The sequence below is a fragment of the Cupriavidus sp. SHE genome, from assembly GCF_000812445.1.
In the GTDB taxonomy this organism is placed as follows: Bacteria; Pseudomonadota; Gammaproteobacteria; order Burkholderiales; family Burkholderiaceae; genus Cupriavidus; species Cupriavidus metallidurans.
This window is the reverse complement of sequence record NZ_JWMB01000017.1, coordinates 35,346-60,148: the sequence shown is the minus strand read 5'-3', so window position 1 is coordinate 60,148 and position 24,803 is coordinate 35,346. Positions and strand designations below refer to the sequence as shown.

Genomic DNA, 24,803 nt, shown 5'->3' with positions numbered 1-24,803 from the left:
CATCCTGGCAGCACACCGACAAGCACACCGACAAGCACACCGATACATTGAGTGGAGGAGACACGATGCTGGGACTGATGCAGGACCGACCGCTGTTGATTTCATCGCTGATCGAGCACGCGGCCACGTACCATCCAACGCGGGAGATCGTCGCGAGAACGGTAGAGGGCCCGATCCACCGTACCAACTATGCCGAGATCCATCGGCGTGCCAAACGCGTTGCCAACGCACTGGCGAGTCTCGGTGTCGGGGTGGCGGACCGTGTCGGCACGCTTGCCTGGAACACGCATCGTCATTTCGAACTGTATTTCGGGGTGTCCGGTTCGGGCGCGATCCTGCACACGGTCAATCCGCGTCTGTTCCCCGAGCAGATCGAGTACATCGTCAACCACGCGGAGGACAAGGTCCTGTTCTTCGATATTGGCTTCGCGCCGCTGGTCGAGAAGCTGGCGCCGGCCCTGAAATCCGTCCAGCACTACGTCGCCATGACGGATCGGGCGAACATGCCGGCGATCGACGTGCCCAACCTGCTTTGCTACGAGGACCTGCTCGCGGAGCATAGCGATACGTATGACTGGCCGGAACTGGACGAGCGCGCGGCGTCGTCGCTGTGCTACACGTCGGGCACCACCGGGAATCCGAAGGGCGTGCTGTACTCGCATCGGTCCACCGTGCTGCATTCGCTCGTGGCGTGCGCGGCGGATGCGTTCGCCGTGGGCGCGTCAACGTCTGTGCTGCTTGCGGTCCCGATGTTCCATGCCAACGCCTGGGGAATGCCGTATGCGGCGGCCATGGCCGGGGCCAAGATGGTGATGCCCGGGCCGCACCTCAATGGTCAATCGCTCTATGAACTGATGCGCGACGAAGGCGTGACTGTCTCCCAGGCGGTGCCCACCATTTGGCTCATGCTCTTCCAGTTCCTGGACGAGCACCCGGAGATCGACATGAAGGGGCTTGGCCTGAAGATCATCGGCTCGGGCGGCGCCGCATCGCCGCGCAGCATGATCGAGCGCTGCGAGCGCGACTTCGGTGTCGAGTACCTGCAGGCATGGGGCATGACGGAAACCAGCCCGATCGGTACCACCGGCCGCCTGCTGCCAAAGCATGCCGCCCTGCCCAAGGACGAGCAGACCACGATCAAGATGAAGGCCGGACGCGCGGTATGGGGCGTGGGCCTGAAGATCATCGGCGACGACGGTCAGGAATTGCCGCACGACGGACGCGCCTTCGGCCACCTGCATGTGCGCGGGCCGTGGATTGCAAGCGGCTACTTCAAGCACACGGGTGGCGAGGTGCTGGACAAGGACGGCTGGTTTCCCACCGGCGATATCGGCACCATCGACCCGGACGGGTACGTGCAACTGGTGGACCGTGCCAAGGATGTCATCAAGTCGGGTGGGGAATGGATTTCCTCGATCGACCTGGAAAACACGGCGATCGGTCACCCTGCCGTTCACGAGGCGGCGATCATTGCCGTCGCGCATCCGAAGTGGCAGGAGCGCCCGCTGCTGCTGGCGGTGAAGCGTCCCGGCAAGGATGTCACGCGCGAAGAGTTGCTGCAGTACCTGAGCGAGCGCGTCGTGAAATGGTGGGTGCCGGACGATGTCGTGTTCGTCGATCAGCTGCCGCATACCGCGACTGGCAAGCTGCTCAAGACGAAGTTACGTGAGGACTACCGCAACTATCGATTGCCGACGGCGTGAATCGGGCAGGCGCGGGCGATGCCCGCGCCTCGTCTGCCTTGCTACCGCTCAGATTCGCCGGTCGCGTGACTGCCAGTAGACTTCCCGCAGCTTGTACTTGAGGAGCTTGCCCGCCGCCGAGAGCGGCATGTCGGCGCGGAACTCGACACTGCGGGGGCATTTATAGCTGGCGATCCGCTCGCGGCAATGCGCGTGCACCGCATCGACAGACAGTTCGTGGCCGGGGCGGACCACGATGACCGCATGCACGGCTTCCCCCCATTTCTCGTCAGGGATGCCGATCACCGCGCAAAGCTGCACTGCGGGGTGCGTGAGGATCGCATTCTCGACCTCGGTCGAATAGACGTTCTCGCCGCCGCTGATGATCATGTCCTTGATGCGATCGGTGACGTATAGAAAGCCGTCCGCATCCAGGTATCCGGCATCGCCGGTGTGCATCCAGCCGTTGCGCAACGCGCGGGCGGTTTCTTCCGGCTTGTTCCAGTAGCCCAGCATCACGCCCGGGCCGCGCACCGCGACCTCGCCCACCGTGCCCGTCGGGCAGTCTTCGTCCGTTGCCGGATCGACGATGCGCACTTCGCACGCGGGCGCCGGGCGGCCGGCCGCCTTCAGCCTCGGACTGCCGACGACGTGACAATCGGCCGCCAGTATCGCCGAGACAGGCGAGGTCTCCGTCATCCCATAGGCCTGCAGGAACTGGCTGGACGGAATCTGCGCCATGGCGCGCTGCAGCAGTGCGCCGTCAATCGGGGCAGCGCCGTAGATGATGTTCCTGAGACTGCTCAGGTCATGGTCGGCGAACGTGGGATCGTCGAGCATCATCTTCAGCATCGTCGGGACGGTGAAAACCTCGTTGATGCGGTAGCGGCTGAGGTCGCGAATCGCTGCCTTGGGGTCGAACCCGGGCAGGATCACCTGCGTGGCGAGGCGCGTCACGGCCTGAAAGACGAAGCTGAGCGCCGCGATATGGAACATCGGCGCCATCTGCAGGATCGACGTCACTGGCGGGCGCGATGCCGCTGCCAGTGACGACAGCACGTTGCTGGCGATATTGGCGTGCGACAGCATGACGCCCTTGGGTGCGCCGGTGGTGCCGCCGGTGTAGAGCACTGCGGCAAGATCGTGGCCACTGCGCAGGCTGTCGGCAATCGGCGCGCTCGACCGCACCAGTTGCTCGTAGTCGATCATGCCTGCCGGGGTCTCGGCGTCGCCGCAATAGATGATGGTCTGGATGCAGGGGCAACGCTCGCGCAGTGGCCCGATCAGATCCAGGAAGTTGTCATCCACGAGCAGCACGCTGGTGCCGCAATCCTCCATCGAGTAGGCGATTTCCGCGACGCTCCACCGGGTGTTGACGGGGTTCAGCGCCGCGCCGGCCCAGAGCGTGCCGAAGATGTACTCGACGTAGCGGTCGGAGTTGAGCGCCAGCATGGCGACCCGGTCGCCCGCAGCAACGCCCTGGCCACGCAAGGCGCTGGCCAGTCTTGCAACCCGGTCGATGAGCTGGGAGAACGTCGTGCTGCGTTGCGCAAAAATCGTCGCGACGCCAGACGGGTTTTCGCGGAATGCCTTGTGCAGAGCCTGTGTCAGATACACGAACTGTCTCCCGTTATCGGTTGTCGGAGCACTGCCTGCGGAGCATTGTCAGGCGGCGATACGGCTGGCGCGTCGTCGGAATGGATGATCTTGCGGCTCCGGATTTTCCCTAGGGGAGATTCGTCGGATTCGACGAGGCACGGCAGTGGCACCGGTCCTAAGATCGGCCATCGGTCGCATCCCTTCCTTCCATCACCATGTCCCAGACCCGCCGCTTGATCTTCGATGCCGATCACGAGCAGTTCCGTGCCTCGGTCGCGCGATTCGTGCAAAACGAAATCACCCCCTATGTCGACCATTGGCGCGAGCAGGGCTGCTGTGACCGTGCCATCTTCGAGAAAGCTGGCGAGCAGGGCTTGTTGCTGATGTGGGCCGACGAAGCCTATGGCGGCGCGGGCGTGACCGATTTCCGCTACGAACAGATCCTCTTCGAAGAGCTGATTCGCCATGGCGATGTCGGTGTGTATCTGACGCTCCATTCGCGGCTGGTCGCGCCGTATATCGGCCGGCTGGGCACGGAGGCGCAGAAGCGCCGGTGGCTGACCGGCGCGGCGAGCGGCAAGACGATCCTGGCGATTGCCATGACAGAGCCGGGCGCCGGCTCCGATCTGGCTGGGATCGGCGCGCGTGCCGAGCGGCGCGACGGCGGCTGGGTCATCAACGGCGCCAAGACGTTCATCTCGAACGGGCTAAACGCGGATGCCGTCATCGTGGTCGCGCGTACCAACCCCGACGAGCGCCGTGCCTTCGGCCTGTTCGTCGTCGAGCGCGGCATGGCGGGATTCGAGCGGGGCCGTCGACTGAAAAAGCTCGGATTGGACGCGCAGGACACGGCGGAACTGTTCTTCAACGATGTCTTCGTCCCGGACGAGAACGTGCTGGGCAATCCGGCGCGCGGTTTTGCCTATCTGGCGGAGGGCCTTGAAGAGGAGCGCCTGCTGTGCGCGTGCCAGTCGATCGCGCACGCGCAATCCGCGTTCGATCTGACGCTGCCCTACGTCAAGGAGCGCCGCGCATTCGGTCGCCCGATCGGCGCCCTGCAGAACACACGCTTCGTGCTGGCCCGCCGCCGCGCCGAGCTCGACGCCATGCAGATCTGGCTCGATGCGCTCGTCGTGGAGCACAACGCCGGCCGGCTGGATGCCGTCACGGCGGCGTCCGCCAAGCTGCTGAGCACGGAGTTGGAGAACCGCGTGATCGACGACTGCCTGCAACTGCACGGCGGCTCGGGCTATATGGACGAATACCGCATCAGCCGCATGTATCGCGACGCACGCGTATCGCGGATCTTTGCCGGCGCGTCCGAGATCATGCTCGAGATCATCAGCCGCTCGCTGGGTCTGACGGAGAAAATGGACTAGAGCCCACGGATGGGCCAAGGATGGATCAGGCGGCGACATAGGGGGGACGCTTTGCTAAACTGCCCAGTTCGCGTCCAGCCCACACATCCAGCAGATGACTTCGCCGCCGAGCATGACACGGCATGTGCCGAGCATGAAGCTCAGGCCGCCAGTTGCCCCCGCATCCCAGGTGATCCGGCAAGGCGTTGGCGACATGCTGCGCGCCGCGTCGTCGGCCAGGCTCGTGATCGTCCGGGCGCCTGCGGGGTTCGGCAAGACGACCGCCATGCTGCAGTACCGCGCGCGGCTGGAGGCGGCCTCGGTGGCAACCGCATGGCTCACGCTCGATAGCGCCGACAACGACCCGGTACGCTTCCTGTCCGGCTTCGAAGCGGCGCTGGCGGCCATCGTCGGGGACGGGGACGACGCCATCGCGGATATCGGCCGACCCGCGCCACGCACCACCGGCGAAGCCGCGCTGCAGAGCATGGACTGCCTGGCAGGCTACCCGGAGCCGTTCGCATTCTTCCTCGACGATTTCGAAGTGCTTCAAGAGCCCGGGGTCATCGCCTGGGTGCGCGAGATCATCGACCATCTGCCGCATAACGGGCAGCTCATCATCGGCTCGCGCAGCACGCCCGATGTGAGGCTGGGCCGCCTGCGCGCCCGAGGCCAGTTGCTGGAAATCGACGCCACGGCGCTGCGTTTCTCGATCGAGGAAACCGAGCAGTTCTTCCGCACCGTGCGGCCGATGCCGCTTGCGGCGGATGATCTGCAGCGCCTGTATCGCAAGACGGAGGGCTGGGCGGCCGCGTTGTCGCTCGCATCGGCTTCGCTGGAGCGCAGCGAAGCGCATACCGAGTTCATCGACCGTTTCTCGGGCACCAGCCGGTCGGTGGCCGACTATCTGGCCGAAGACGTGGTGGCCCGGCAGCCCGAGCCGGTACGCCAGTTCCTGCTGCGCACCAGCATCCTGCGCTATCTGAACCCGCAGCTGTGTCACGTGTTGCTGCCCGATGTGGATTGCGAGGCGATCCTGCGGCAACTCGAAGCTTCCAGCCTGATCGCGCCGATCGAGAGTGAAGACCGGGCGTGGCGCTACCACAGCCTGATCGCCGAATTTCTGAAGGCGCAATTGCAACGCGAAGCGCCTGCCGAGGTGCCGCGCCTGCACCATGCCGCCGCCGGATGGTTCCGGTCACAGGATCGTCCCGTGCCCGCCATCGACCATGCGATCGAAGGCGGCGATTACGCGTATGCCGTGACGCTGCTGATCGCACACGCGCCGGCGCTGCTCGGGCAGGGGCGTATGCGGCTGCTCACACGCTGGTTCGACGCGCTGCCCGAGGACGTCCTGCGCGATCACCTGCCGCTGCAGGCCATCCGGATCTGGGCGCTGACGTTCACGCGCGGCCCCCTGGAGGCGATGGACCTGCTGGAACGCAGCGGGTTGCGGGACTCCGACGATCCGGCGGTGCGTCCGCATGTACTCGCGCTGCGCCCGACGCTGCTGTCGATGATGGACCAGCTCGAGCGCGCGCTGGAAGTCGGGCGCGAATGCCTGACGCACTGGCCCACCGGCGTGGCCTTCGCGGACATGGTGCTTGCCAATGCGATGGCGAACGTGTTCGCGGTGTCGGGGCAGCATGTCGAATCGCGCCGTCTGCTGGAAACCGCGCGCCGCACGCAGGGCGCCGACAGCAGCGCCTTCAACATGATGTACTCCGAAACCGTCGAGGCCATTTTCGACCTGCAGGGCGGGCGCCTGCGCGAGGCCACGGCGCGCTTGCGGATCGCTGTTGGCAGCGGTAGCACGCAACACTACGGTTACACGGGCGGCAATGCCTGGGCCGGCGTGATGTATGCGGCCACGGTCTATGAGGCGAACGATCTGGCCCAGGCCGCGCATCTGCTGCGGGTCTACGTGCCACTCGCGCGCGATGTGCTGTTGGGTGATCACGTCACGCTCGGGCACGTGATGCTGTCGCGCATTGCGTTTGCCAGAGGCGATGTGGACGAGGCGTTCGAGACGCTGACGCAGCTCGAGTATCTGGGCCACGTCAGACGCCAGGCGCGCGTGGCGGCCGGCGCCAAGCTCGAACGTGCCCGCATCCTGCTGATGCAGGGACATACCCGGGCCGCGAAGGACGAACTGGCGCGTGCCGACGACCCGGCCCTGTGGGAACGTGTGAGCCGTCTGCACCTGATCGCCAATGATCTGGATTACCTGGAACTCGCGCAACTGCGCTGGGAGGCGCTGGCCGGCGACGCGCAGGCCGCGGTGGCCCGCCTGCGGGCAGCCGCCGAGTTTGCCGACCACGATGGGCGTCATCGACGGGCCATGAAGCTCCGCTTGCTGTGCGCGCTAGCATATCAACGCGCCGGCGAACCTGCGGCGGCGCAGGCGATATTGGCGCCTGTGCTGAAGGCCGCCTGCGCGGAAGGCTTTGCGCGATTGCTGCTCGACGAAGGGGGCAATCGCATCGGGCCGCTGCTGGCGCAGTTCTCGCGGACGCTGGAGTCGAGCGGCAGCGCCCAGCGCGATCCCGTTCTCGCCGAATTCGTGCTGCGGCTGGTGCAGGCATGTGGGCCGCTCGAGGAGTCTCCGGAGCCAATCGCGGGAGACCGGCCGCAACTGCTGGATCCGCTGACGCCAAAGGAAATCCGCGTGCTGCAGCTGCTTGCCGAGGGCTATTCCAACAGCGCCATCGCGGAGAAACTGTTCGTCTCCGATAGCACCGTGCGCACGCATCTGCGCAACATCAACAACAAGATCTGCGCCCACAGCCGCACGCAGGCTGTTGCCATCGCGCGCCGCCTGGGTGTGATTGCCTGAATCCGCTGCGGAACGCTCAGGAGCGTTCCGCCAGGCAACGCTCGCGAACGGATTTCGTCGCTTCCGACGATTCGTTACCCCCCTTGTTTGACGCACCATAGCGGCGTTGACCGTGATGTGAGCGCCGCTGGCGCGATAGGGGCAGGTATGGCAGGTTCGCTGGAAGGTTTGAAGGTTGTCGAGTTCGCCGGGTTGGGGCCCGCGCCGTTCTGCTGCATGTTGCTGGCGGATCACGGTGCCGATGTGCTCCGGATCACGCGCCCCACGGCGCCGGGCGTCGAGGCAAAGGTGAATCCTGCGGATGTGCTGGCACGCGGCCGGCGCACGATACCGCTGGACCTGCGTGAGGCTTCCGGAAGAGATGCCGCGCTGGAACTGATCGGCCGCGCGGATGTTGTGGTGGAAGGCTTCCGGCCCGGCGTCATGGAACGGCTCGGACTGGGGCCGGATGTCTGCCTCGCGCGCAATCCTCGGCTCGTCTACGGGCGCATGACCGGCTGGGGCCAGTACGGTCCCCTGGCGCAGGCCGCCGGCCACGATATCAACTACATCGCCATCAGCGGCGCGCTGCACGCGATTGGCCGGGCCGGCGAAGCGCCGGTGCCGCCATTGAACCTGGTTGGCGATTTCGGCGGTGGCGGCATGATGCTCGCGTTCGGCCTGATGGCTGCGCTGTACGAGGCGCGCCAGTCCGGACGTGGCCAGGTGATCGATGCCGCGATGACGGATGGATCGGCGCTGCTTTCCGCCATGCAGTACGGCATGAAGGCCGGCGGCCGCTGGAACAACCAGCGCGGCGAGAATCTGCTCGACGGCGGCGCGCCGTTCTACGACACGTATGCCTGCGCCGATGGCAAGTATGTTGCTGTCGGTGCGATCGAGCCGCAGTTCTACGCGGCGCTGCGCGAGCGTTGCGGCATCGAAGACCCGCTGTTCGACGGCCAGATGGAAACCGCGCGCTGGCCGCTGCTCAAGCTGCGACTGGCGGACATCTTCCGTACCCGGACGCGCGCCGAGTGGTGCGCGCTCCTGGAGGGTTCCGATGCGTGCTTCGCCCCGGTGCTGGATTGGGACGAGGCGCCCGAGCACCCGCACAACCGCGAACGCGAGGCCTTCGTCACCTTGCAGGGCGTGGTTCAGCCTGCCGCGGCGCCGCGTTTCTCGCGCACCCCTGCGGCCGCGCCGCAATCCGAACGAAGGGTTGCCCTCGATGCCGCACTAGCGCATTGGGGCGCGCTGCAGCCGGCAAGCGCAGGCTGAGCAATACGCTTTTGCAGACTGGCGGAGGCAACACCAGTCCTAACTTGATTCAAGGAGTCACTATCGTGAGCAATCCCATGCGAACCCGCGTCACGCGTTTGCTTGGCATCGACTATCCGATCATCCAGGGCGGCATGCAGTGGGTGGGTCTGGCCGAACTGGCATCGGCCGTGTCCAATGCCGGTGGCCTCGGCATCCTGACCGCGCTGACGCAACCCACGCCGGATGCCCTGCGCAACGAAATCGCCCGCACACGCGAGATGACCGATCGTCCTTTCGGCGTGAACCTGACCATCCTGCCGTCGATCAATCCGCCGCCGTATGCCCAGTACGTGGACGCGATCATCGATGGCGGCGTGCGCATCGTGGAGACTGCAGGCAACAGCCCGAAGGACTTCATCGCCCGTTTCAAGGCAGCCGGCGTGACCATCGTGCACAAGTGCACTACCGTGCGACATGCGCTCTCCGCCGAACGCAATGGCGTGGACATTGTGTCGATCGACGGCCTCGAATGCGCCGGCCATCCCGGCGAGGATGACGTGGGCGGGCTGGTGCTGATTCCCGCTGCCGCGCGGGCGCTGGAGATTCCGGTGATCGCATCCGGCGGCATCGCGGACGGACGTGGCATGGCCGCCGCGTTGGCGCTGGGCGCCGAGGGCGTGAACATGGGCACGCGCTTCTGCGTGACGAAGGAAGCGCCAATTCACGACAACATCAAGCAGGCGCTGGTCAATGGTTCCGAGCGTGACACCGCGCTGATCTTCCGCACGCTGAAGAACACGGCGCGCGTCTTCCGCAACGCCATCGCCGAGGAAGTGGTGTCCATGGAACGGCGCCCCGGCGGTTGCGTTTTCGAAGACATCCGTCCGTTGGTGACCGGCACCCGTGGCCGCGCGGCCTTGCAATCGGGTGAGGTCGACAACGGCGTGGTCAGCGCCGGCCAGTGCATCGGCCTGATCGACGATATTCCGACCTGCGCGGAACTGATCTCGCGCATGGTCAGCGATTGTCAGAACCGCATCGAAGCGACGAGCAAGTATTTCGTCTGAACCCCGCATTGCCGATGCCGGTGGCATGTGTCGCCGGCTGGCCAGATGCGACGGCAGTCTTCCATTCACGCAAGGATATGCAATGAAACTCGATTCCAGCATTGCCGCGGTCATCACCGGTGGCGCTTCCGGCCTGGGTGCCGCCACCGCGCGACGCCTGGCCGGCGCCGGCGTCAAGGTGGCGCTGTTCGATCTGAATGCGGAGCTGGGGGAAGCGCTGGCGCGCGAGCTTGGTGGCGTGTTCTGCAAGGTTGACGTGACCAACGAGGAGCAGGTCGACGCCGCATTTGCCAAGGCGCGCGCGGCACATGGACAGGAGCGCGTGCTCGTGAACTGTGCCGGCACCGGTTTCTCCGCCAAGACGGCGGGCCGGGACAAATCGACGGGAGAAATCCGCCACTTCCCCGTGGCCAACTTCAACCGGATCATCCAGATCAACCTGGTGGGCACCTTCAGTTGCATTGCCAAATCCGCCGCCGGAATGCTGACGCTGGACCCGCTCGATGACGGCGAACGCGGCACCATCATCAATACGGCGTCGGTGGCGGCGGAGGACGGGCAGATGGGCCAGGCGGCCTACAGTGCGTCCAAGGCGGCGATCACTGGCATGACGCTGCCGATCGCACGCGATCTGATGAGCGAAGGCATCCGCGTGAACACGATCATGCCTGGCCTGTTCAACACGCCGTTGATGCAGGGCCTGCCCGACAACGTGAAGTCCGCGCTGGCCGCGTCGGTGCCGTTCCCGAAGCGGCTCGGCGATCCGGACGAATATGCGCAACTGGCCGAGACCATGATCGTCAACCGCTACTTCAACGGCGAATCCGTGCGTCTGGACGGCGCGATTCGCATGGCGGCGCGCTAACCGGCATTCCTGCTTTCAGGGTGGCGGCCCGACGGAAGATCGGGCGCCAGCCCGTCATCTCATCACTGGAGACACCATGTCCGAAGCCTATATCGTTTCCGCCGTCCGCACTGCCGGCGGCCGTCGCAATGGCCGCCTGTCCGGCTGGCATCCCGCGGACCTCGCGGGGCAGGTGCTCAACGCGCTTGTCGAGCGCAGCGGGGCCGACCCGAGCATGGTGGAGGACGTCATCATGGGCTGCGTCGGCCAGGCGGGCGAGCAGTCCTCAAACATCGCGCGTGGCGCGGTCTTGGCATCGAAGCTGCCGGAATCGGTGCCGGCTACCTCGGTCGACCGCCAGTGCGGATCTTCGCAACAGGCGCTGCATTTCGCGGCGCAGGCCGTGATGTCGGGCACCATGGACGTGGTGATCGCCGCCGGCGTGGAAAGCATGTCCCGCGTGCCGATGGGCACCCCGAGCACGCTGCCGCGAAAGAACGGCCTGGGCCACTACGTCAGCCCGCAAATGCAGGCGCGCTATCCGGGCGTGGAGTTCAGCCAGTTCACCGGCGCGGAGATGATCGCGAAGAAGTACAAGCTCGACAAGGCCGCGCTCGACGCCTATGCGCTGCGCAGCCACCAGCTCGCCGCGGCGGCCACGAAGGCAGGGCGCTTCGAGCAGGAGATCCTGCCGCTGGCCGCGCGCATGAATGACGGCAGCGATCTCGGCGAGTTCCACACCATCGACGAAGGTATTCGTTTCGGCGCGACGCTGGAGGGCATCGCCTCGGTAAAGCTGATCGCCGAAGGCGGTAGCGTCACGGCGGCCACTGCCAGCCAGATCTGCGACGGCGCGAGCGGCGTCATGGTCGTCAACGAACGCGGGTTGAAGATGCTGGGCGTCAAGCCGCTGGCACGCATCCACCATATGAGCGTGCTCGGACATGACCCGGTGATCATGCTGGAGGCCCCGCTGCCCGCTACCGAGCGCGCGCTGAAGCGGGCCGGCATGCGGATCGACGATATCGATCTCTACGAGGTCAACGAGGCGTTCGCGCCGGTCCCCCTGGCCTGGCTGCAGGCGCTGGGCGCCGACGCGGATCGCCTGAACGTCAACGGCGGCGCGATCGCACTGGGCCATCCGCTGGGTGGCTCAGGCACCAAGCTGATGACGACGCTGGTCCATGCGCTGCATCAGCGCGGCAAGCGCTACGGCTTGCAGACCATGTGCGAGGGCGGTGGCATGGCCAACGTCACGATCGTCGAAAGGCTCTGACCGCGCGGCACACGTTTTCCAAAGCCCCGTCGGAGTGCACGCGTGGAGCGTGTCCGACGGGATTTTTTTGGTCTGCGGTGCCATGTTCGGCGCGCCCTGGAAGCCAGTGACCGAAATCCGGGATGCGACCGCTGCAACATGCTGTATCAAAGAGAAGCCCTTGGAATGACTGCTGACAACTCCCAACGTATCGTTGTAACCATCGAGGAAGGCGTGGCCGAAGTCCGCCTGAATCGCCCCGACAAGATGAACGCGCTGGACCAGGCGATGTTCGACGCATTGGTCGACACGGGCCGGCAACTGGCCGAGATGCCAGGTCTGCGTGCTGTCGTGCTTTCCGGTGAAGGCAAGGCATTCTGCGCGGGTCTGGACATGGGCCGCATGGCCAGTCTGGGCGAAGGGACCGACCCCTCGCTCAAGCGTGGCCGGCTGACGCCGCGCACGCATGGCATGTCGAATCACCCGCAATACGCCTGCATGGTCTGGCGCGAACTGCCCGTGCCAGTGATCGCCGCGGTGCATGGCGCTGCCTTTGGCGGTGGGCTCCAGGTGGCGCTGGGCGCGGACCTGCGCTACGTGACGGCCGATGCCAAGCTTTCGATCATGGAGATCAAGTGGGGTCTGGTGCCGGACATGGGCGGCATGTTGCTGACGCGCGGGCTCGTGCGGCCAGATGTGCTGAACGAACTGATTTACACAGGACGCATCATCAGCGGTACCGAGGCCGTGGAACTGGGGCTGGCCACGCGCGTGTGTGAAGATCCAAGGGCCGCGGCAATGGCCGTCGCACGCGAGATCGCCATGAAGAGCCCGGACGCGATCCGTGCGGGCAAACGCCTGATGCGCGTCACCGAGGATGGCGACGCGCTGGCGATTCTCCAGGCCGAGTCTGTCGAACAGGATGCGCTGATTGGCGCGCCCAACCAGACGGAGGCGGTACGCGCCAATATGGAGAAGCGGGCGCCGCGATTCCTGCCGTGATGGCTTGAGTCTTGTCTCGGGGGCGCGCTACCGCTGTGGCAGGCCGAGCGCGGACGCTCTCCCGATACATCAGGATCAAGGGGCGAGAGGTGCTGGCGGACCCTGGATAACGGAGGCGTCGTGTTCCGGGACGACGGCTGAATCGGGTGCCGGAGCGCCGGACGGGACCTTGAAGCGGTTGTACCCCCACAGGTACTGCAGCGGAAAGCGCCTGATCATTTCTTCCAGTTCGGCGTTGATCCATGCTGCCTGCGCCTCGGCGGTCTGCGGCAATGGTCCCGACAGGCGCTTCACGTGCATGCGCCAGCCGCGCCCACCGGGCAGGCGTTCGCCCGCGGCAACGATCAGCGGCGCCCCCGTTTGCGCTGCGAGTTTTCCTGGCAGCGTTATCGTATAGGCCTTGCGGCCAAAGAACGGTACCCACACGCCTTCACCCTTGGGCGCCTGATCGGGCAATAGCCCGATCGCTTCACCCTGGCGCAGCGCGCGGACGAACGCGCGCACGCCTTGGGAAGTCGCGGGAACTGTCTTCAGACTCGAGGTGGCACGTACCGATTCAAGCAGGTCCCGCAATATCGGCTTGCGGTGTGGTCGGAACATGACTGTCAGCGCGATGCGCTCCGCGGCATAGCGGGCTGCCAGTTCAAAGCATCCAAGGTGCGGTGTCAGCATGATGAGTCCGCGACCTTCCGCCAGGGTCTGCTCGATCACTGTCCAGTCATCGCAAATCACCTGATCGCGACACGCCGGGCCGCGATACCACACGCGTGCCAGTTCGATCATCATGGCGCCGGTCTCGCCTGCGGCCTGCCGGGCAAATGCCGGATCGGAAAAACCAGCCTGGGCGGTATTCTGCTGAACGTGCTGTCGGTACCGTCCCGGGAGGGCATAGACGAGCCGCCCCAGAACGCGGCCTGTAGCGTGCGCAATCGGTAGCGGCACGGCGGCAATCAGCCGGATGAGAGTGGACAGCACCCTCCGCGGCGGAGGTTGATTTCGGTGCATTGTCACTCCTCGGAGGTTGAGTATTGGGTGTCGCGGGACAAATTTCTTCTACACGAAGAATCGGGCAGATACTTGTCCGGATTGTTAGGGTCCGCTCTTCGCGAAGACTTATGGACGGATCCCTGGGGCGACTCGATCGGACCTGGCCGATGCAAGTCAAGTCAGCAGCTTCGAAATGCCGCGCAGGGTGAAATTAGGTCACGCCTGGCCTCGCAAGAAGAGTAGAGTGAGCAATGAATACCGCAAAAGCTTAGGAGTACGCTATGGATGCTTACCCGACTGCCACTTACAAAGGGTATGACATTTACCCTCTAGTCTACAGACATACCGACGGGGCGCGTGCCTGGGGGGAGCCGAGGCCGGACCGGTCCTTCAACGCGGCGGTGGTGATCTGCCGCGAGGGCGCGCATCCCGATAGCACGCAGGCCCGCAGGTTTCACCTGGACACAACGCCTTGGGACAACGTGGGCGCCGCCCGGCGCGCCGTGCTGCGCTATGCCGAGGAAATCATCAACGGAGAAGTGACCGGTCAGTCCGTTGTTTCCCTGTAACTGCCTCACTGTCACTGGCATTGACAACTGACCCGGGTATAGTCCTAGCTTCCCGTCGTATTCAGACGAACGATAACGTAGCTCATGAGGACATCTCAGGCATGACGAACACCGCCGCGCCATCCAGTTTTCTGTGCACGTTACCCGGCCAGGGCAAGGGAATTGCCTATCACGTGGCCGTTAGCTTTGCGGATGCGGCCCAGCCCACGGGCGTCAGATTCACCAGCTTTGTCGGTGATGGCAGGCGTTCGTTCGGTGTGGTGACCGGAGCGGGATCGCTTCAGGGCGAGATTGCAGCGAACTCGGAGGCACTATGCCGCCTGGCGATCGGGCAGGCAGTCCGGGACCACCTCTACGAGAAAACCAAGGAAGGCGACACCGCGCTGGATCTGGGCGCCGAGCCTTGGGACGGCGAACTCAGGCCCGTTGGGGCGGGCGCGCCCACGGGCGGCCTACGGCATCGTCCGCTGGGCTGAGTGCGAGTGTGAGTTTGAGTGTGTGATTCGCAGGCGGCGGATTGTCCCACCGCCTGTGGCGCACTTGGCTTAGATGCCGAATTCCGGGCTGCCGTAACGCGTCAGCAATGACTCGATCAGTGCCATGTCCTGCGTTTGCGGCGTGCGATCCTCGATAGCGCGCGATGGGCCGCCATAGGTAGCGGTCACGTGGCGGCGTACCGTCAATACGGCAGCATCCGGTGGCGTCACGGCAACCGGCTGCCACGGCGTGTGCCGGTAACTGCCGGCAATCCATCCGGCCGGGGTCAGGTGGAGTTCTTCCCATTCTTCGTTGTTAGGCATGTCTTGCTTGCTCTCCTGTTTGCGGATTGGATGGTGGGCAGCACGGGTACCTGCGTAAGGCAGGCGTTGCGCCGTTGAGAAGGTGCCCGGAGTGGGCCTTGCGTCACGCCTGACCCGATGGCGTGCGTCGTTGCGCGGAACGTTGCATGCGGGCTGCGGCGCTCTTGCCCGCCTGTCGGGCGGCCTGCTTGGCCTTGGCTTCCGAGCAATGCGTGGCGTGCCGCATGGAGACGTTGGCGACGACACGCTCGGCGCCGTTCCGGTACTCCGAGATCATGTAGTTGGCAAACCATACGCCCGGCTCTTGCTGGATCGGGTACACGGAAACGGTAAATGGGGTGGTGCTCGTATTCAAATTGGTCCTGTTCAGTGGCGCTCGGCCCGGAAAGCTTCTTCTGTCGCCACTTCACATGTGCGGCGCGCTTGCCGGCTGTCGAAAGCCATTGGATAAATCAGTGCCGCTTCGCACGTAGGCGCAGGCGGAAAACTGGTGTGAGGTAGACCGTGCTTACGCTGACTGAGGCGCCAGTACAGGCGCGACAATCGCGGAGCGGACGTGCCGCCGGTCAGGTAGGTTGCGGGCGATGTCTGTCACCCAGAATGAATCGGGTGTACGCCCGACAGGCCGCTGGTGTTCTTCTATGAATGTGATGTCTAGCGGCCGCAGCCTCGACGCCGGGCAATGCCGGCGTATGGCAGGGAGCGTGGATGATACCACCAATGGTGGTTGGCTGCCGGTGGGCGCGCCAGTTGCGCGAGCCAAGGATCACGTGCGTGGCGGAGAGGGCACGCAGGAAGGGGGGATGACGGAGGCCGGGATTCATCCCGGCCCCGCTTGCCAAGCGCCGAGTGTCAGCCGAGTGTCAGCCGTTGGTCGGGCGCTGCGAGAACGTCCTGCCGAAGACGCCTTCAGCGATGCGGTTCTTCAGGATTTCGATGGAGCCGCCGGCGATCATCCAGCCGCGCGTCCGCCGCACGCAGTACTCCACGAGAGATTCCTGGCTGAAGCCCATGCCGCCCATCACCTGCAGCGCTTCGTTAGAAACCTCCCAGCCAGCCATGTTGCAGGCCAGCTTGGCCATGGCCGTGCTTTGCGCGCTCGGCAGTCCGTGCTCGCCTTCGAGCGCGGCGCGGTACAGCATCATCTGCGCCTGCTCCAGCTTCATCGCCATATCCGCGAACTTCCATTGAATGCCCTGGAATTCGCAGAGCTCCCGGCCAAACTGCTTGCGGGTCATGGCATGTTCCCGGGCCACGTTGAACGCGTGGCGCCCCAGCGCCAGCGCGCGTGACGAGTTGCCCAGACGCTCGACGTTGAACCCCGAGATCTGTTTCTTGAAACCGCCCGGTCCGAGCAGCACGTTTTCCACCGGGATACGGCAATCATCGAAGTAGAGCTGCGACCACTGCTCGCCGTTCATGAACGATGATGGCTCGCCGACCTGGAAGCCGGGCGTGCCGCGCTCGACCAGCACGGAGCCGATGCCACCAACGCCGGGGCCGAAGCGAACATAGATCAGGAATAGCTCGGCGTCGGGGCTGTGCGTGGAGAAAACCTTGCTGCCGTTGATGACGTAGCTGTCGCCGTCGAGCCGCGCGCTGGTTTTCAACTCGGTTACGGCGGACCCGGCATCGGGTTCGCTCATGCCCAGCGAGACCACCTTGCGGCCAGCCAGAAGATCTGGCAGGTATCGCGCCTTCTGTTCGGGCGATGCGTACTCCACGAACGTCCGGATCGGGCCGAAGTTGCCAGCCTGGACGATGTCGGCGCTCCTGGGGCAAACCAGCGCGATTTGCTCGATCGCCAGCACCGCGTGCATCAGCGTGCCGCCCTGGCCGCCATCGTCTTCGGAGAAGGCGATGCCCAGCAGCCCCTGCTCGGCGAGCAGCGCCGCCGTGTCCCACGGGTAGTGGGGCGAATGCGCCCGGGCCAGCGCGCCATCCTTGAGTTTGTCCTGCGCGAAACGGGCAACCGAGTCCGCAAAAGCCTGATGTTCCTCGCTGAGCTTGAAATCCATGTGTGTTCCTGCGTCTGTTCGGGATGTGTGACGCAGGAATGGTGCCTGCGGCCCCGAAGCCTGAGAACTTCGCCTTTCGTCAGTAGCCCGAACAAATACTCATACCAGCCCCACATCCGGGAAGGTCTCCGTGCGGGGTGCATGACACCGCGAAGCGGCGCAGGTGGACAGGACCATGCTGGCCAACGTGCCGAAGCCTGGCCCGGCCGATTTCTTCGCGTTGTGGCTGACCGGCTAGAAATACCTCGCGCGCGGCGAGTTTCTGGAGAGGAACGATTACCCGGTCGGGAATCGCATGATTCGGCGCGGGTAAGAGGCCGAATCCGCCGGCCTTGGCGCCATAAAGCATCAGCCCGGTGTCATGGGCTTGCTTTCCCGGGCCTCACGCACCAGCCATTCCTTGAAGGCCGCGATCTTGCCCGAGTAACGCTGCACCGACGGCGTCACGATATAGTGGTCCCGCCCGGTACGCAGCGGCATTGCAAACGGGCAGACCAGCCGTCCAGCCTTGAGGTCGGGGTCCAGCATGTGTTGCTGGCCGATTGCGATGCCAAGGTTGTCCGTGGCCGCCTGCCACGTGAGGATGGAACTGCTGAAGACCATCTTCTCGGCCTTGTCGAACACGTGACCCATGCCGACGTGCGCGAGCCACGTCGGCCAGTCATTCTTGCGGTACTTGGAAACCAGCAGGCGCTTGCTTTGCAGCGATTCCAGCAACTGCTCCGTGCTGCCATGGAAGGCTTCCAGGAACGCGGGCGAGCAGACGGGTTCGATGACATCCTCGAGCAGCAGCGTTGCCTCGGCGTCGGGCCAGTTGCCATCACCGAGGACGATCGCCAGGTCGCATTGCTCAGTGCCGAAATCGAGCGGCGCGTTGCTGTTGGTAATCAGCACTTCGACGTCGGGGTACTGCAGCTTGAAATGCGGCAACCTGGGAATCAGCCATCGCGCTGTCAGCGTGGTGTAGGTGCGCAGGCGAATGACGTTGTCGGAGTATTTCTGGGTGACGAACTTGGTGGCCTCCGAGATTTCCTCGAACGCCGGGCCGATGCGCCGCGCGTAGGCTTCACCAACCTCGGTCAGCTTTACGCCGATGCGTTCGCGGGTGAAGAGCTGGACGCCCAGGTATTCCTCCAGCACCGCGATCTGACGGCTCACTGCCGATTGACTGACCCGGAGTTCGTTGGCGGCGGTCGTGAGGTTCTTGGCTCTGGCCACGACCTCGAAGACCTTCAATGGGTTGAGCGGAGGAATCTTCATCACGTCGCTGGTATTCCCAGTCTCTCGTGTGCTTGCCGGACGACGCATGGTCCGGCTGTAGGTGCGTCTGGACGTTTCAGGGGCGCTGCGATTCGCCCTGCGGGACGAGCCGTGGAGGCTGACCGGGGAGATCTTAGCATGGCGGTCAAGCGCGGAATCGACGCGTCTGCCAGCGATGGCCACCCCTTCGTCACACCGGATCCACGATCAGCATAAGCGCTATCAAGCCGCGCTGATACTGCCGCCGGCCCCGCTCCCGGCCGTGTATTCGCGCGCTTCGACAATGCATATGCGAAACCATTCGTTCTGTGAAACCGATGTGATTCATAGCATGGCTCTCTTTCTCAACCCCGACGTTGAAGCGAGAGACGCATATGAAAAGAACGAAAGCGGCTGCCTTCCCACAACCGGTGCGACGCGCGCTGGCCACCCTTTGCCTTGGCGCGGCGGCGCTGGCCGCAGGTTGCGGGAGCGATGGCACCGATAGCGGCACGCTGGCCGTGGACAGTGGCACGCCGGTCACCACCCCACCGCAGGTCGTGGCGAAGAAGCCCAACATCCTGTTCATCATGGCCGATGACCTCGGGTACTCGGACCTGGGCGCGTTCGGCAGCGAGATCCGCACGCCCAACATCGACGCGCTGGTGCGCGATGGTCGCATCCTGACCAATCACCACACCGCCGCCGTGTGCGCGGTGACGCGTTCAATGATCATCTCCGGCACGGACCATCATCTGGTCGGACAGGGCACGATGGCGAACAGCGACCCCAACTACGTGGACGAGAACGGCAAGCCCGTTCCCGGCTACGAGGGCTACCTGAACGATCGCGCGCTCTCGATCGCGCAACTGCTGAAGGACGGCGGCTATCACACCTACATGGCCGGCAAGTGGCACCTTGGCAGTGGCTTGCCCAACGCGACGAACCAGGGCGCGGCGGTTGGCACATCGGCACCGGGGCAGACGCCGGTCTCGTGGGGTTTCGAAAAGAGCTACGCGCTGCTCGGCGGCGGCGGAGATCACTTCGGCCGTAACGGCGCAACCGCCTACGTGGAGGACGATCACTACGTCACGCCCAACACGACCAACTTCTTCTCGTCGGACTTCTATACCTCGACGATCATCAAGTACATCGACTCGAGCACGGGCAAGAACGCCGATGGCAAGCCGTTCTTTGCCTACCTGACCTACCAGGCGCCACACTCGCCGCTGCAGGCACCGACAGGCTATATCGACCGCTACAAGGGTGTCTATGACGCGGGCTACGAGCCGATACGCGCCGCGCGGCTGGCCCGGCAGAAAGCGCTCGGCCTGATCCCGGCCGACTTCACGCCCAATCCGGGTCGTGATGAAACACTCGCCGTCACACCGGCCACGGCGAACTGGGGCACGCCTCAGGCGTCGTACGTCAGCGCCACGCGCAGCGTCGCGCAAGGCGGTGTGGACACCCGGGTGATGAACGCGAACAAGAAGTGGGACAGCCTGACCGCGGACCAGAAGAAGGCGCAGGCCCGCCACATGGAAATCTTCGCGGCCATGGTGGAGAACCTGGACGACAACGTTGGCCGGCTGGTGCAGCACCTCAAGGACATCGGCGAGTACGAAAACACCGTCATCGTGTTTCAGTCCGACAATGGCCCCGAAGCCAGCTACTACGAGTTCAGCGGCAAGTACGACCAGAACTACGACACGAAGAACGCCGACCCGGCCGTGTTCCCCACGCTCGGCACGCCGGCCTACAAGGGCACGGCCACGATCGACTACGGCCAGCGCTGGGCGGAAGTCAGTGCCACGCCATTCAAGCTGTGGAAGTCGTTCCCGTCAGAGGGCGGACATTCCGTGCCGACCATCGTCAAGCTGGCGGGCAAGGCACCCGCGCAGCCGCAGAGCAGGGTGACGGGCTTCACCCATGTGGTGGACCTGGCGCCGACGTTCCTGGACCTCGCCGGTGTCAGCGCGCCGACCAAGCCGGCCGCGCCGCTCTACGACAGCAAGGGGATCGACCGCAATGCAGGCAAGGTCGTGTACGACGGTCGCAATGTCTATCCGATCACCGGCCTGTCGTTGCTGCCGACGCTGCAGGGCAATGCAACCGACCCGTCGCGCACCACATTCTCCGAGGAGCTGTACGGTCGCACCTATGTCTATAGCGACAACTGGAAGGCCGTATGGATCGAGCCACCGTTCGGCCCGGCAGACGGCGAATGGACGCTCTACGACATTCGCGCCGATCGCGGCGAGACGAACAACCTCGCAGCGCAGCGCCCAGATGTGCTGAGCGACCTGAAGTCCAAGTGGAACGACTACGCCGCGCGCGTGGGCGCGGTGCTGCCCAAGGTGCCGGGCATGATCTACTGACATTGCGGAACCCGTGGACATGGTCGTGAACGTGTTGCGAAACAGGGGACGCTGGCGCATGCCGCTGGCGGTAGCTGGGCTGGCATTCGCGGTGGGTGCTATCGCGTCGCTGGGCGTGCATGCGGTGCCGGGGGGCGCCATGCCTGACGGCGCCACGCTCGGCTCGGTGCAGCGATGTGCCGCCTACTCGGGTTTGCCGGCCGGCTGGGGCAAGTCGCGGACGGCTGGCATGGCCCGGGTGAAGGGCGGTGAGTTCGTGCCCGGCACCACGCTTGGCTATCCGGATGAGCGGCCAGCAGGAAAAACGCGCGTTGGCAGCTTCTGGATCGACCGTACCGAGGTGACGGTGGCCCAGTTCGCAGCGTTCGTGCAGGCCACCGGTTACGTTACCGAAGCCGAGCGCCAAGGCGCGGCGGTGGTCTTCCACAAGCCGACCGACGCAGAACTGGGGCAACGGCCCTACGCGTGGTGGACGATGGTGACGGGCGCCAACTGGCGGCATCCAGAAGGGCCGGACGCTGCCAATCCGCATGGCTACGATCACCGACGTGACAACCAGCCGGTGACGCTCGTCACGCAGGCCGATGCCAGCGCCTATGCGAACTGGCTCGGCCATGACCTGCCCACGGAGGACGAATGGGAGTTCGCGGCCAAGGCGGGACGTAGCGATGCCGGACTGGAAACGGCACCGCAAACGGCCGATGGAACGCCCACCGCCAACTACTGGCAGGGCGTGTTCCCGGTGCTCAATACCTCGCGCGATGGGTTTGCGGGGCTCGCGCCCGTGGGGTGCTACACGGCCAATGCGCTCGGCTTGTTCGACATGATCGCCAACGCCTGGGAGTGGACTGGCGACGCCTACACCGGCCCGCGTCAGTCGCACGCCAACGGCGATACGGCAGTGGTGGCGGCAGCGTCACGGTCGCGCAAGCCGGCCGCGAGCAGTGTGATCAAGGGCGGATCATTCCTGTGCGCGCCGGACTTTTGCGTGCGCTACCGTGCTTCGGCGCGGGAGTCTGCCGAAAGTGACCTGCCGACGTCGCATATCGGCTTCCGGACGGTGCTGCGCGATGGCTGAGAAGATTCACATCCACCGGCGCGGCGTGCTGACGGCGCTGCTGGCGATGGCATTGCCATTGCCAGGATCTGCCACGGCGGCATCCGGTTCTGTCCAGCCGCGCTACACGGTGCGTATCGGCGTGGTCGCGGAACCAGACAGCGAGTTGGTTGGCGCGGCCAGCGATGCGGCGTTGCGCGAAGGCGTGCGGCTGGAGACCGTGCGTTTTGCCAGCGTGGCGCAGGCCAATGCGGCGGTGACCGCGGGCCGGATCGAAGCAAACATCGCACAGGATGGGCCGTCGCTGGCTCGGGCCGGCAGCGGCCTGCTGCCCGTGGCCCACACCGTCACCTATCCGATGGGGCTGTACTCGCGCACGCTATCCGATCTGCGCGGATTGCCGCCGCGATCCGTTGTCGCGTTGCCTGCCGAGCCGTCCGCGCAGGGGCGTGCCCTGCTTCTGTTGCAAGGCTACGGCCTGATCCGGATATCGTCCGATGCGGGACTGAGCCCGCGCACCACCGATATCGTGGAGAACCGGCGAGGGCTGCGCTGGCGTGCCGTTGCGGAGGCGAGGCTTGCCGCCGTGCTCGACAACGCCGCGCTTGTGGCGCTTCCGTTTGCCACGGCATCGGCAGCTGGTCTCGCGCCCGCGCGCGACGCGCTCGGCATGGAGGACGCACGCGTGCCCTTTGCGAATGTGCTGGCCGTCCGCGCGCGCGACCGCGATGCGCCGTGGTTGACGCCAACTGTGCGCGGCCTGCATTCGGAGCCCGTCAAGACGTTTATCCTGGCGCGCTTCAACGATTCGGTGCGTCGTCCGTGGTGAAGCTGGCCGATATCGCCGTGACGCACGCGCGGACGTTCTCATTCCAATGCAGCGCGTGCGGCAAATGCTGCAACTCGTCGCCGCTGCTGACGATGGCCGAGTTATTCCGTCATCAGGACCGTTTTATCGGCTGCCTGTCGTTGCGGCGGGTGCGCCCGTCGCACCCGGAGGCCCGTGCGCTGGCGGCCATGCTTGGGCATGTCTTGCCCGGCGGCGACGGTCTCATGCTGGCGATTCAGGGTGTCGACTACCCATCGCTGGCCCACTGTCCGGCACTTGGCGATGACAATCTCTGCACCATCCACGCCGCGCGCCCAACCACGTGTGCCGTGGTGCCGCTCGATGCATGGACACCCGATGCGCTGCAGGCGGCCGTGCTGGACAGCCGGAGAAACGGTGCGGCCTATATCGGCGCGGACTGTATATCGGAAGGCACGCGCGATGGCTATCAGGAGCTGGTGCGGCATGGGCGCATCACGTCGCCGGTTTACGCGGAAGCGCTGGCGCAACGGCGCGCCGCTGAAGCCGCGGAGAAGGCGGAGTGGGGCAATGCAGTGTTCCGGCTCCTGTTGCCGGAACTGCTGGCCGCGCCCGGCGGCATCGCCGCCCTGCCCGTGGAGGGGTATCGCACGCTGGCGTTGGCACCGGTGTTAGCCGTGATCGCGGCGGGCTCCGAGCCGGATCGTTTGCGCTGCCTGGCGTTCATCGACGCGCAGGTCGCGCTGATTCGCCGCCATGTCGCGGCGGCCATCGCACGGAAACATCCTGCCGACCGCCCCGTCACCGCCATGTTGCGCGGCTTCGAGGCGGTGTTGCTGCGTCTCGCAGTCAGCTTGCGAGAGGGGCAGGCTGTGGCGATCACAACTTGAGATAGCCCTCTGCCAATGCCACCCAGCAGGCCGCGCCGAGCGGAATTAGCGCATCGTTGAAGTCGTAGCCGTCGTTGTGCACCGAGCAACCTACCCACTCGCCCGTGCCGTTTCCAAGCACGAAGTAGCAGCCGGGCACCTTCTCGAGCATCCAGGCAAAGTCCTCGCTGCCCATCTGCGTCGAGGGCGGGACCTGGATGACTTTGTCATTGCCGAGCACGCTGGCGACGGCTTCGCGTGCGATCGCCGCTTCTGCCGGTGTGTTGCGGATGGCCGGCACCAGATGCTGGTAGTCGATCTCGGCCTCGACACCGGCCGACGCGGCCTGATGCGTGACCACGGCACGGATGCGTTCCTCCAGCAGCTTGCGGACCTCGGGCAACGTGGCACGCACACTGAGCTTGAGCGTGGCGGTCTCCGGGATGATGTTGTAGGTCGTGCCCGCTTCGATCTGGCCCACGCTGATCACGCCCGCATCCACCGGCGCCACGTTGCGCGCGATGATGCCTTGCAGGGCCACCACGGTGTGCGCCAACGCCAGCGTGGGGTCGGCGGCACGATTCGGAATCGCGCCATGCCCGCCCTTGCCGCGGAAGGTCACGGTCACGCGGTCCGACGATCCGCCCTGCGCGCCAGGCTGGACCACGGCCATGCCGACCGGCAGGCCCGGCGCATTGTGGAACGCGTAGATCGCGTCGCACGGAAAGCGTTCGAAGAGACCATCCTCCATCATCGACAGGGCGCCGGTCATGCCTTCCTCGTCCGGCTGGAAGATCAGGTTCAGCGTGCCATCGAAGTTGCGCGTGGCCGCGAGATACTCGGCAGCGGCCAGCAGCGTGGCCGTGTGCCCGTCATGCCCGCAGGCGTGCATACGGCCAGGTACTTCGCTGGCATAGGGCAAGCCGGTGCGTTCCTGCAGCGGGAGCGCATCCATGTCGGCCCGGATGCCGATGCGGCGCGGGCCGTTGCCGACCTTGAGCTGGGCCACGATGCCGTGGCCGCCAATGCCGGTATGGACGTCGTAGCCCCATTCGCGCAGTAGACCGGCCACCATGGCGGCGGTGCGCGGCACGTCGGCCCCGAGCTCCGGGTGCGCGTGGATACGATGGCGCAGCTCGGCAAAGCGGCTGGCTGCGGACGAGATGGCGGCGGGAATGGGTGTGGTCGTCATG

At 65.3% G+C, this 24,803-nt stretch carries 21 protein-coding genes; 14 read left to right on the top strand and 7 right to left on the bottom strand.

Features of this window, described 5'->3' with window-relative positions; translation table 11 throughout:
* The first annotated feature begins 65 nt into the window (after window positions 1-65).
* Window positions 66-1,703, top strand: coding sequence for a 3-(methylthio)propionyl-CoA ligase (locus RN01_RS08435; protein ID WP_017514789.1), 1,638 nt, complete (start codon window positions 66-68; stop codon window positions 1,701-1,703).
* A gap of 48 nt (window positions 1,704-1,751) precedes the next feature.
* Here the strand turns inward: RN01_RS08435 and RN01_RS08430 are convergent, their stop codons facing one another.
* Window positions 1,752-3,299, bottom strand: coding sequence for a long-chain-fatty-acid--CoA ligase (locus RN01_RS08430; protein WP_024569974.1), 1,548 nt, complete (start codon window positions 3,297-3,299; stop codon window positions 1,752-1,754).
* A gap of 197 nt (window positions 3,300-3,496) precedes the next feature.
* Here RN01_RS08430 and RN01_RS08425 point away from each other — a divergent pair, with 197 nt between their 5' ends.
* The 7 genes from RN01_RS08425 (at window position 3,497) to RN01_RS08395 (ending at window position 12,885) form a co-directional block, all read left to right on the top strand.
* Window positions 3,497-4,660, top strand: coding sequence for an acyl-CoA dehydrogenase family protein (locus RN01_RS08425; RefSeq protein WP_017510932.1), 1,164 nt, complete (start codon window positions 3,497-3,499; stop codon window positions 4,658-4,660).
* Between the two features lie 133 nt (window positions 4,661-4,793).
* Complete coding sequence (locus RN01_RS08420) at window positions 4,794-7,475, top strand: LuxR C-terminal-related transcriptional regulator (protein ID WP_189443389.1); 2,682 nt, start codon at window positions 4,794-4,796, stop codon at window positions 7,473-7,475.
* Between the two features lie 147 nt (window positions 7,476-7,622).
* Window positions 7,623-8,735, top strand: coding sequence for a CaiB/BaiF CoA-transferase family protein (locus tag RN01_RS08415; RefSeq protein WP_017510930.1), 1,113 nt, complete (start codon window positions 7,623-7,625; stop codon window positions 8,733-8,735).
* A gap of 77 nt (window positions 8,736-8,812) precedes the next feature.
* Window positions 8,813-9,784, top strand: coding sequence for a nitronate monooxygenase family protein (locus tag RN01_RS08410; protein ID WP_017510929.1), 972 nt, complete (start codon window positions 8,813-8,815; stop codon window positions 9,782-9,784).
* Between the two features lie 82 nt (window positions 9,785-9,866).
* Window positions 9,867-10,649, top strand: coding sequence for an SDR family NAD(P)-dependent oxidoreductase (locus RN01_RS08405; protein ID WP_008641302.1), 783 nt, complete (start codon window positions 9,867-9,869; stop codon window positions 10,647-10,649).
* A 76-nt stretch (window positions 10,650-10,725) separates the two neighbouring features.
* A complete protein-coding gene (locus RN01_RS08400; protein ID WP_017510928.1) occupies window positions 10,726-11,904 on the top strand; it encodes an acetyl-CoA C-acetyltransferase in 1,179 nt (392 codons plus the stop codon).
* 165 nt (window positions 11,905-12,069) lie between these two features.
* The gene (locus tag RN01_RS08395) at window positions 12,070-12,885 is read left to right on the top strand and encodes a crotonase/enoyl-CoA hydratase family protein (RefSeq protein ID WP_017510927.1); all 816 of its coding nucleotides are present in this window, start codon (window positions 12,070-12,072) and stop codon (window positions 12,883-12,885) included.
* 75 nt (window positions 12,886-12,960) lie between these two features.
* Here RN01_RS08395 and RN01_RS08390 read toward each other — a convergent pair whose 3' ends face one another.
* Window positions 12,961-13,860, bottom strand: a complete 900-nt coding sequence (locus tag RN01_RS08390; RefSeq protein WP_024569976.1) for a lysophospholipid acyltransferase family protein — start codon at window positions 13,858-13,860, stop codon at window positions 12,961-12,963.
* A gap of 293 nt (window positions 13,861-14,153) precedes the next feature.
* Between RN01_RS08390 and RN01_RS08385 the strand changes: the two genes are divergently transcribed.
* Complete coding sequence (locus RN01_RS08385) at window positions 14,154-14,441, top strand: hypothetical protein (RefSeq protein WP_017510926.1); 288 nt, start codon at window positions 14,154-14,156, stop codon at window positions 14,439-14,441.
* A gap of 101 nt (window positions 14,442-14,542) precedes the next feature.
* A complete protein-coding gene (locus RN01_RS08380) occupies window positions 14,543-14,917 on the top strand; it encodes a hypothetical protein (protein WP_011519835.1) in 375 nt (124 codons plus the stop codon).
* A 69-nt stretch (window positions 14,918-14,986) separates the two neighbouring features.
* Here the strand turns inward: RN01_RS08380 and RN01_RS08375 are convergent, their stop codons facing one another.
* The 4 genes from RN01_RS08375 to RN01_RS08360 form a co-directional block, all read right to left on the bottom strand.
* Window positions 14,987-15,241 carry a hypothetical protein gene (locus RN01_RS08375; protein ID WP_008641308.1) on the bottom strand — a complete coding sequence of 85 codons (255 nt, stop codon included), beginning with the start codon at window positions 15,239-15,241 and terminating at the stop codon, window positions 14,987-14,989.
* A 103-nt stretch (window positions 15,242-15,344) separates the two neighbouring features.
* Window positions 15,345-15,596 (bottom strand): hypothetical protein, encoded by a 252-nt coding sequence (locus tag RN01_RS08370; RefSeq protein WP_024569977.1) that lies wholly within the window; start codon window positions 15,594-15,596, stop codon window positions 15,345-15,347.
* A 508-nt stretch (window positions 15,597-16,104) separates the two neighbouring features.
* Window positions 16,105-17,259, bottom strand: a complete 1,155-nt coding sequence (locus RN01_RS08365; RefSeq protein WP_008641310.1) for an acyl-CoA dehydrogenase family protein — start codon at window positions 17,257-17,259, stop codon at window positions 16,105-16,107.
* Window positions 17,260-17,607: 348 nt separating this feature from the next.
* On the bottom strand, window positions 17,608-18,519 hold the full coding sequence (locus RN01_RS08360; protein WP_017510924.1) for a LysR substrate-binding domain-containing protein: 912 nt from the start codon (window positions 18,517-18,519) through the stop codon (window positions 17,608-17,610).
* 374 nt (window positions 18,520-18,893) lie between these two features.
* Between RN01_RS08360 and RN01_RS08355 the strand changes: the two genes are divergently transcribed.
* Genes RN01_RS08355 through RN01_RS08340 form a run of 4 tightly spaced genes read left to right on the top strand, consistent with a single transcriptional unit; the run spans window position 18,894 to window position 23,631 of the window.
* Window positions 18,894-20,876: an arylsulfatase gene (locus RN01_RS08355; RefSeq protein ID WP_024569978.1), complete on the top strand. Its 1,983-nt coding sequence runs from the start codon at window positions 18,894-18,896 to the stop codon at window positions 20,874-20,876.
* Between the two features lie 19 nt (window positions 20,877-20,895).
* Window positions 20,896-21,954: a formylglycine-generating enzyme family protein gene (locus RN01_RS08350; RefSeq protein WP_017510922.1), complete on the top strand. Its 1,059-nt coding sequence runs from the start codon at window positions 20,896-20,898 to the stop codon at window positions 21,952-21,954.
* Complete coding sequence (locus RN01_RS08345) at window positions 21,947-22,762, top strand: MetQ/NlpA family ABC transporter substrate-binding protein (RefSeq protein ID WP_017510921.1); 816 nt, start codon at window positions 21,947-21,949, stop codon at window positions 22,760-22,762. The genes RN01_RS08350 and RN01_RS08345 overlap by 8 nt, the downstream gene beginning before the upstream one ends.
* Window positions 22,756-23,631, top strand: a complete 876-nt coding sequence (locus RN01_RS08340; RefSeq protein WP_017510920.1) for a zinc/iron-chelating domain-containing protein — start codon at window positions 22,756-22,758, stop codon at window positions 23,629-23,631. The genes RN01_RS08345 and RN01_RS08340 overlap by 7 nt, the downstream gene beginning before the upstream one ends.
* Here RN01_RS08340 and RN01_RS08335 read toward each other — a convergent pair.
* The gene (locus tag RN01_RS08335; RefSeq protein WP_024569979.1) at window positions 23,621-24,802 is read right to left on the bottom strand and encodes a M20 aminoacylase family protein; all 1,182 of its coding nucleotides are present in this window, start codon (window positions 24,800-24,802) and stop codon (window positions 23,621-23,623) included. The two genes, RN01_RS08340 and RN01_RS08335, sit on opposite strands and share 11 nt — an antisense overlap.
* Window position 24,803 lies beyond the last annotated feature (1 nt).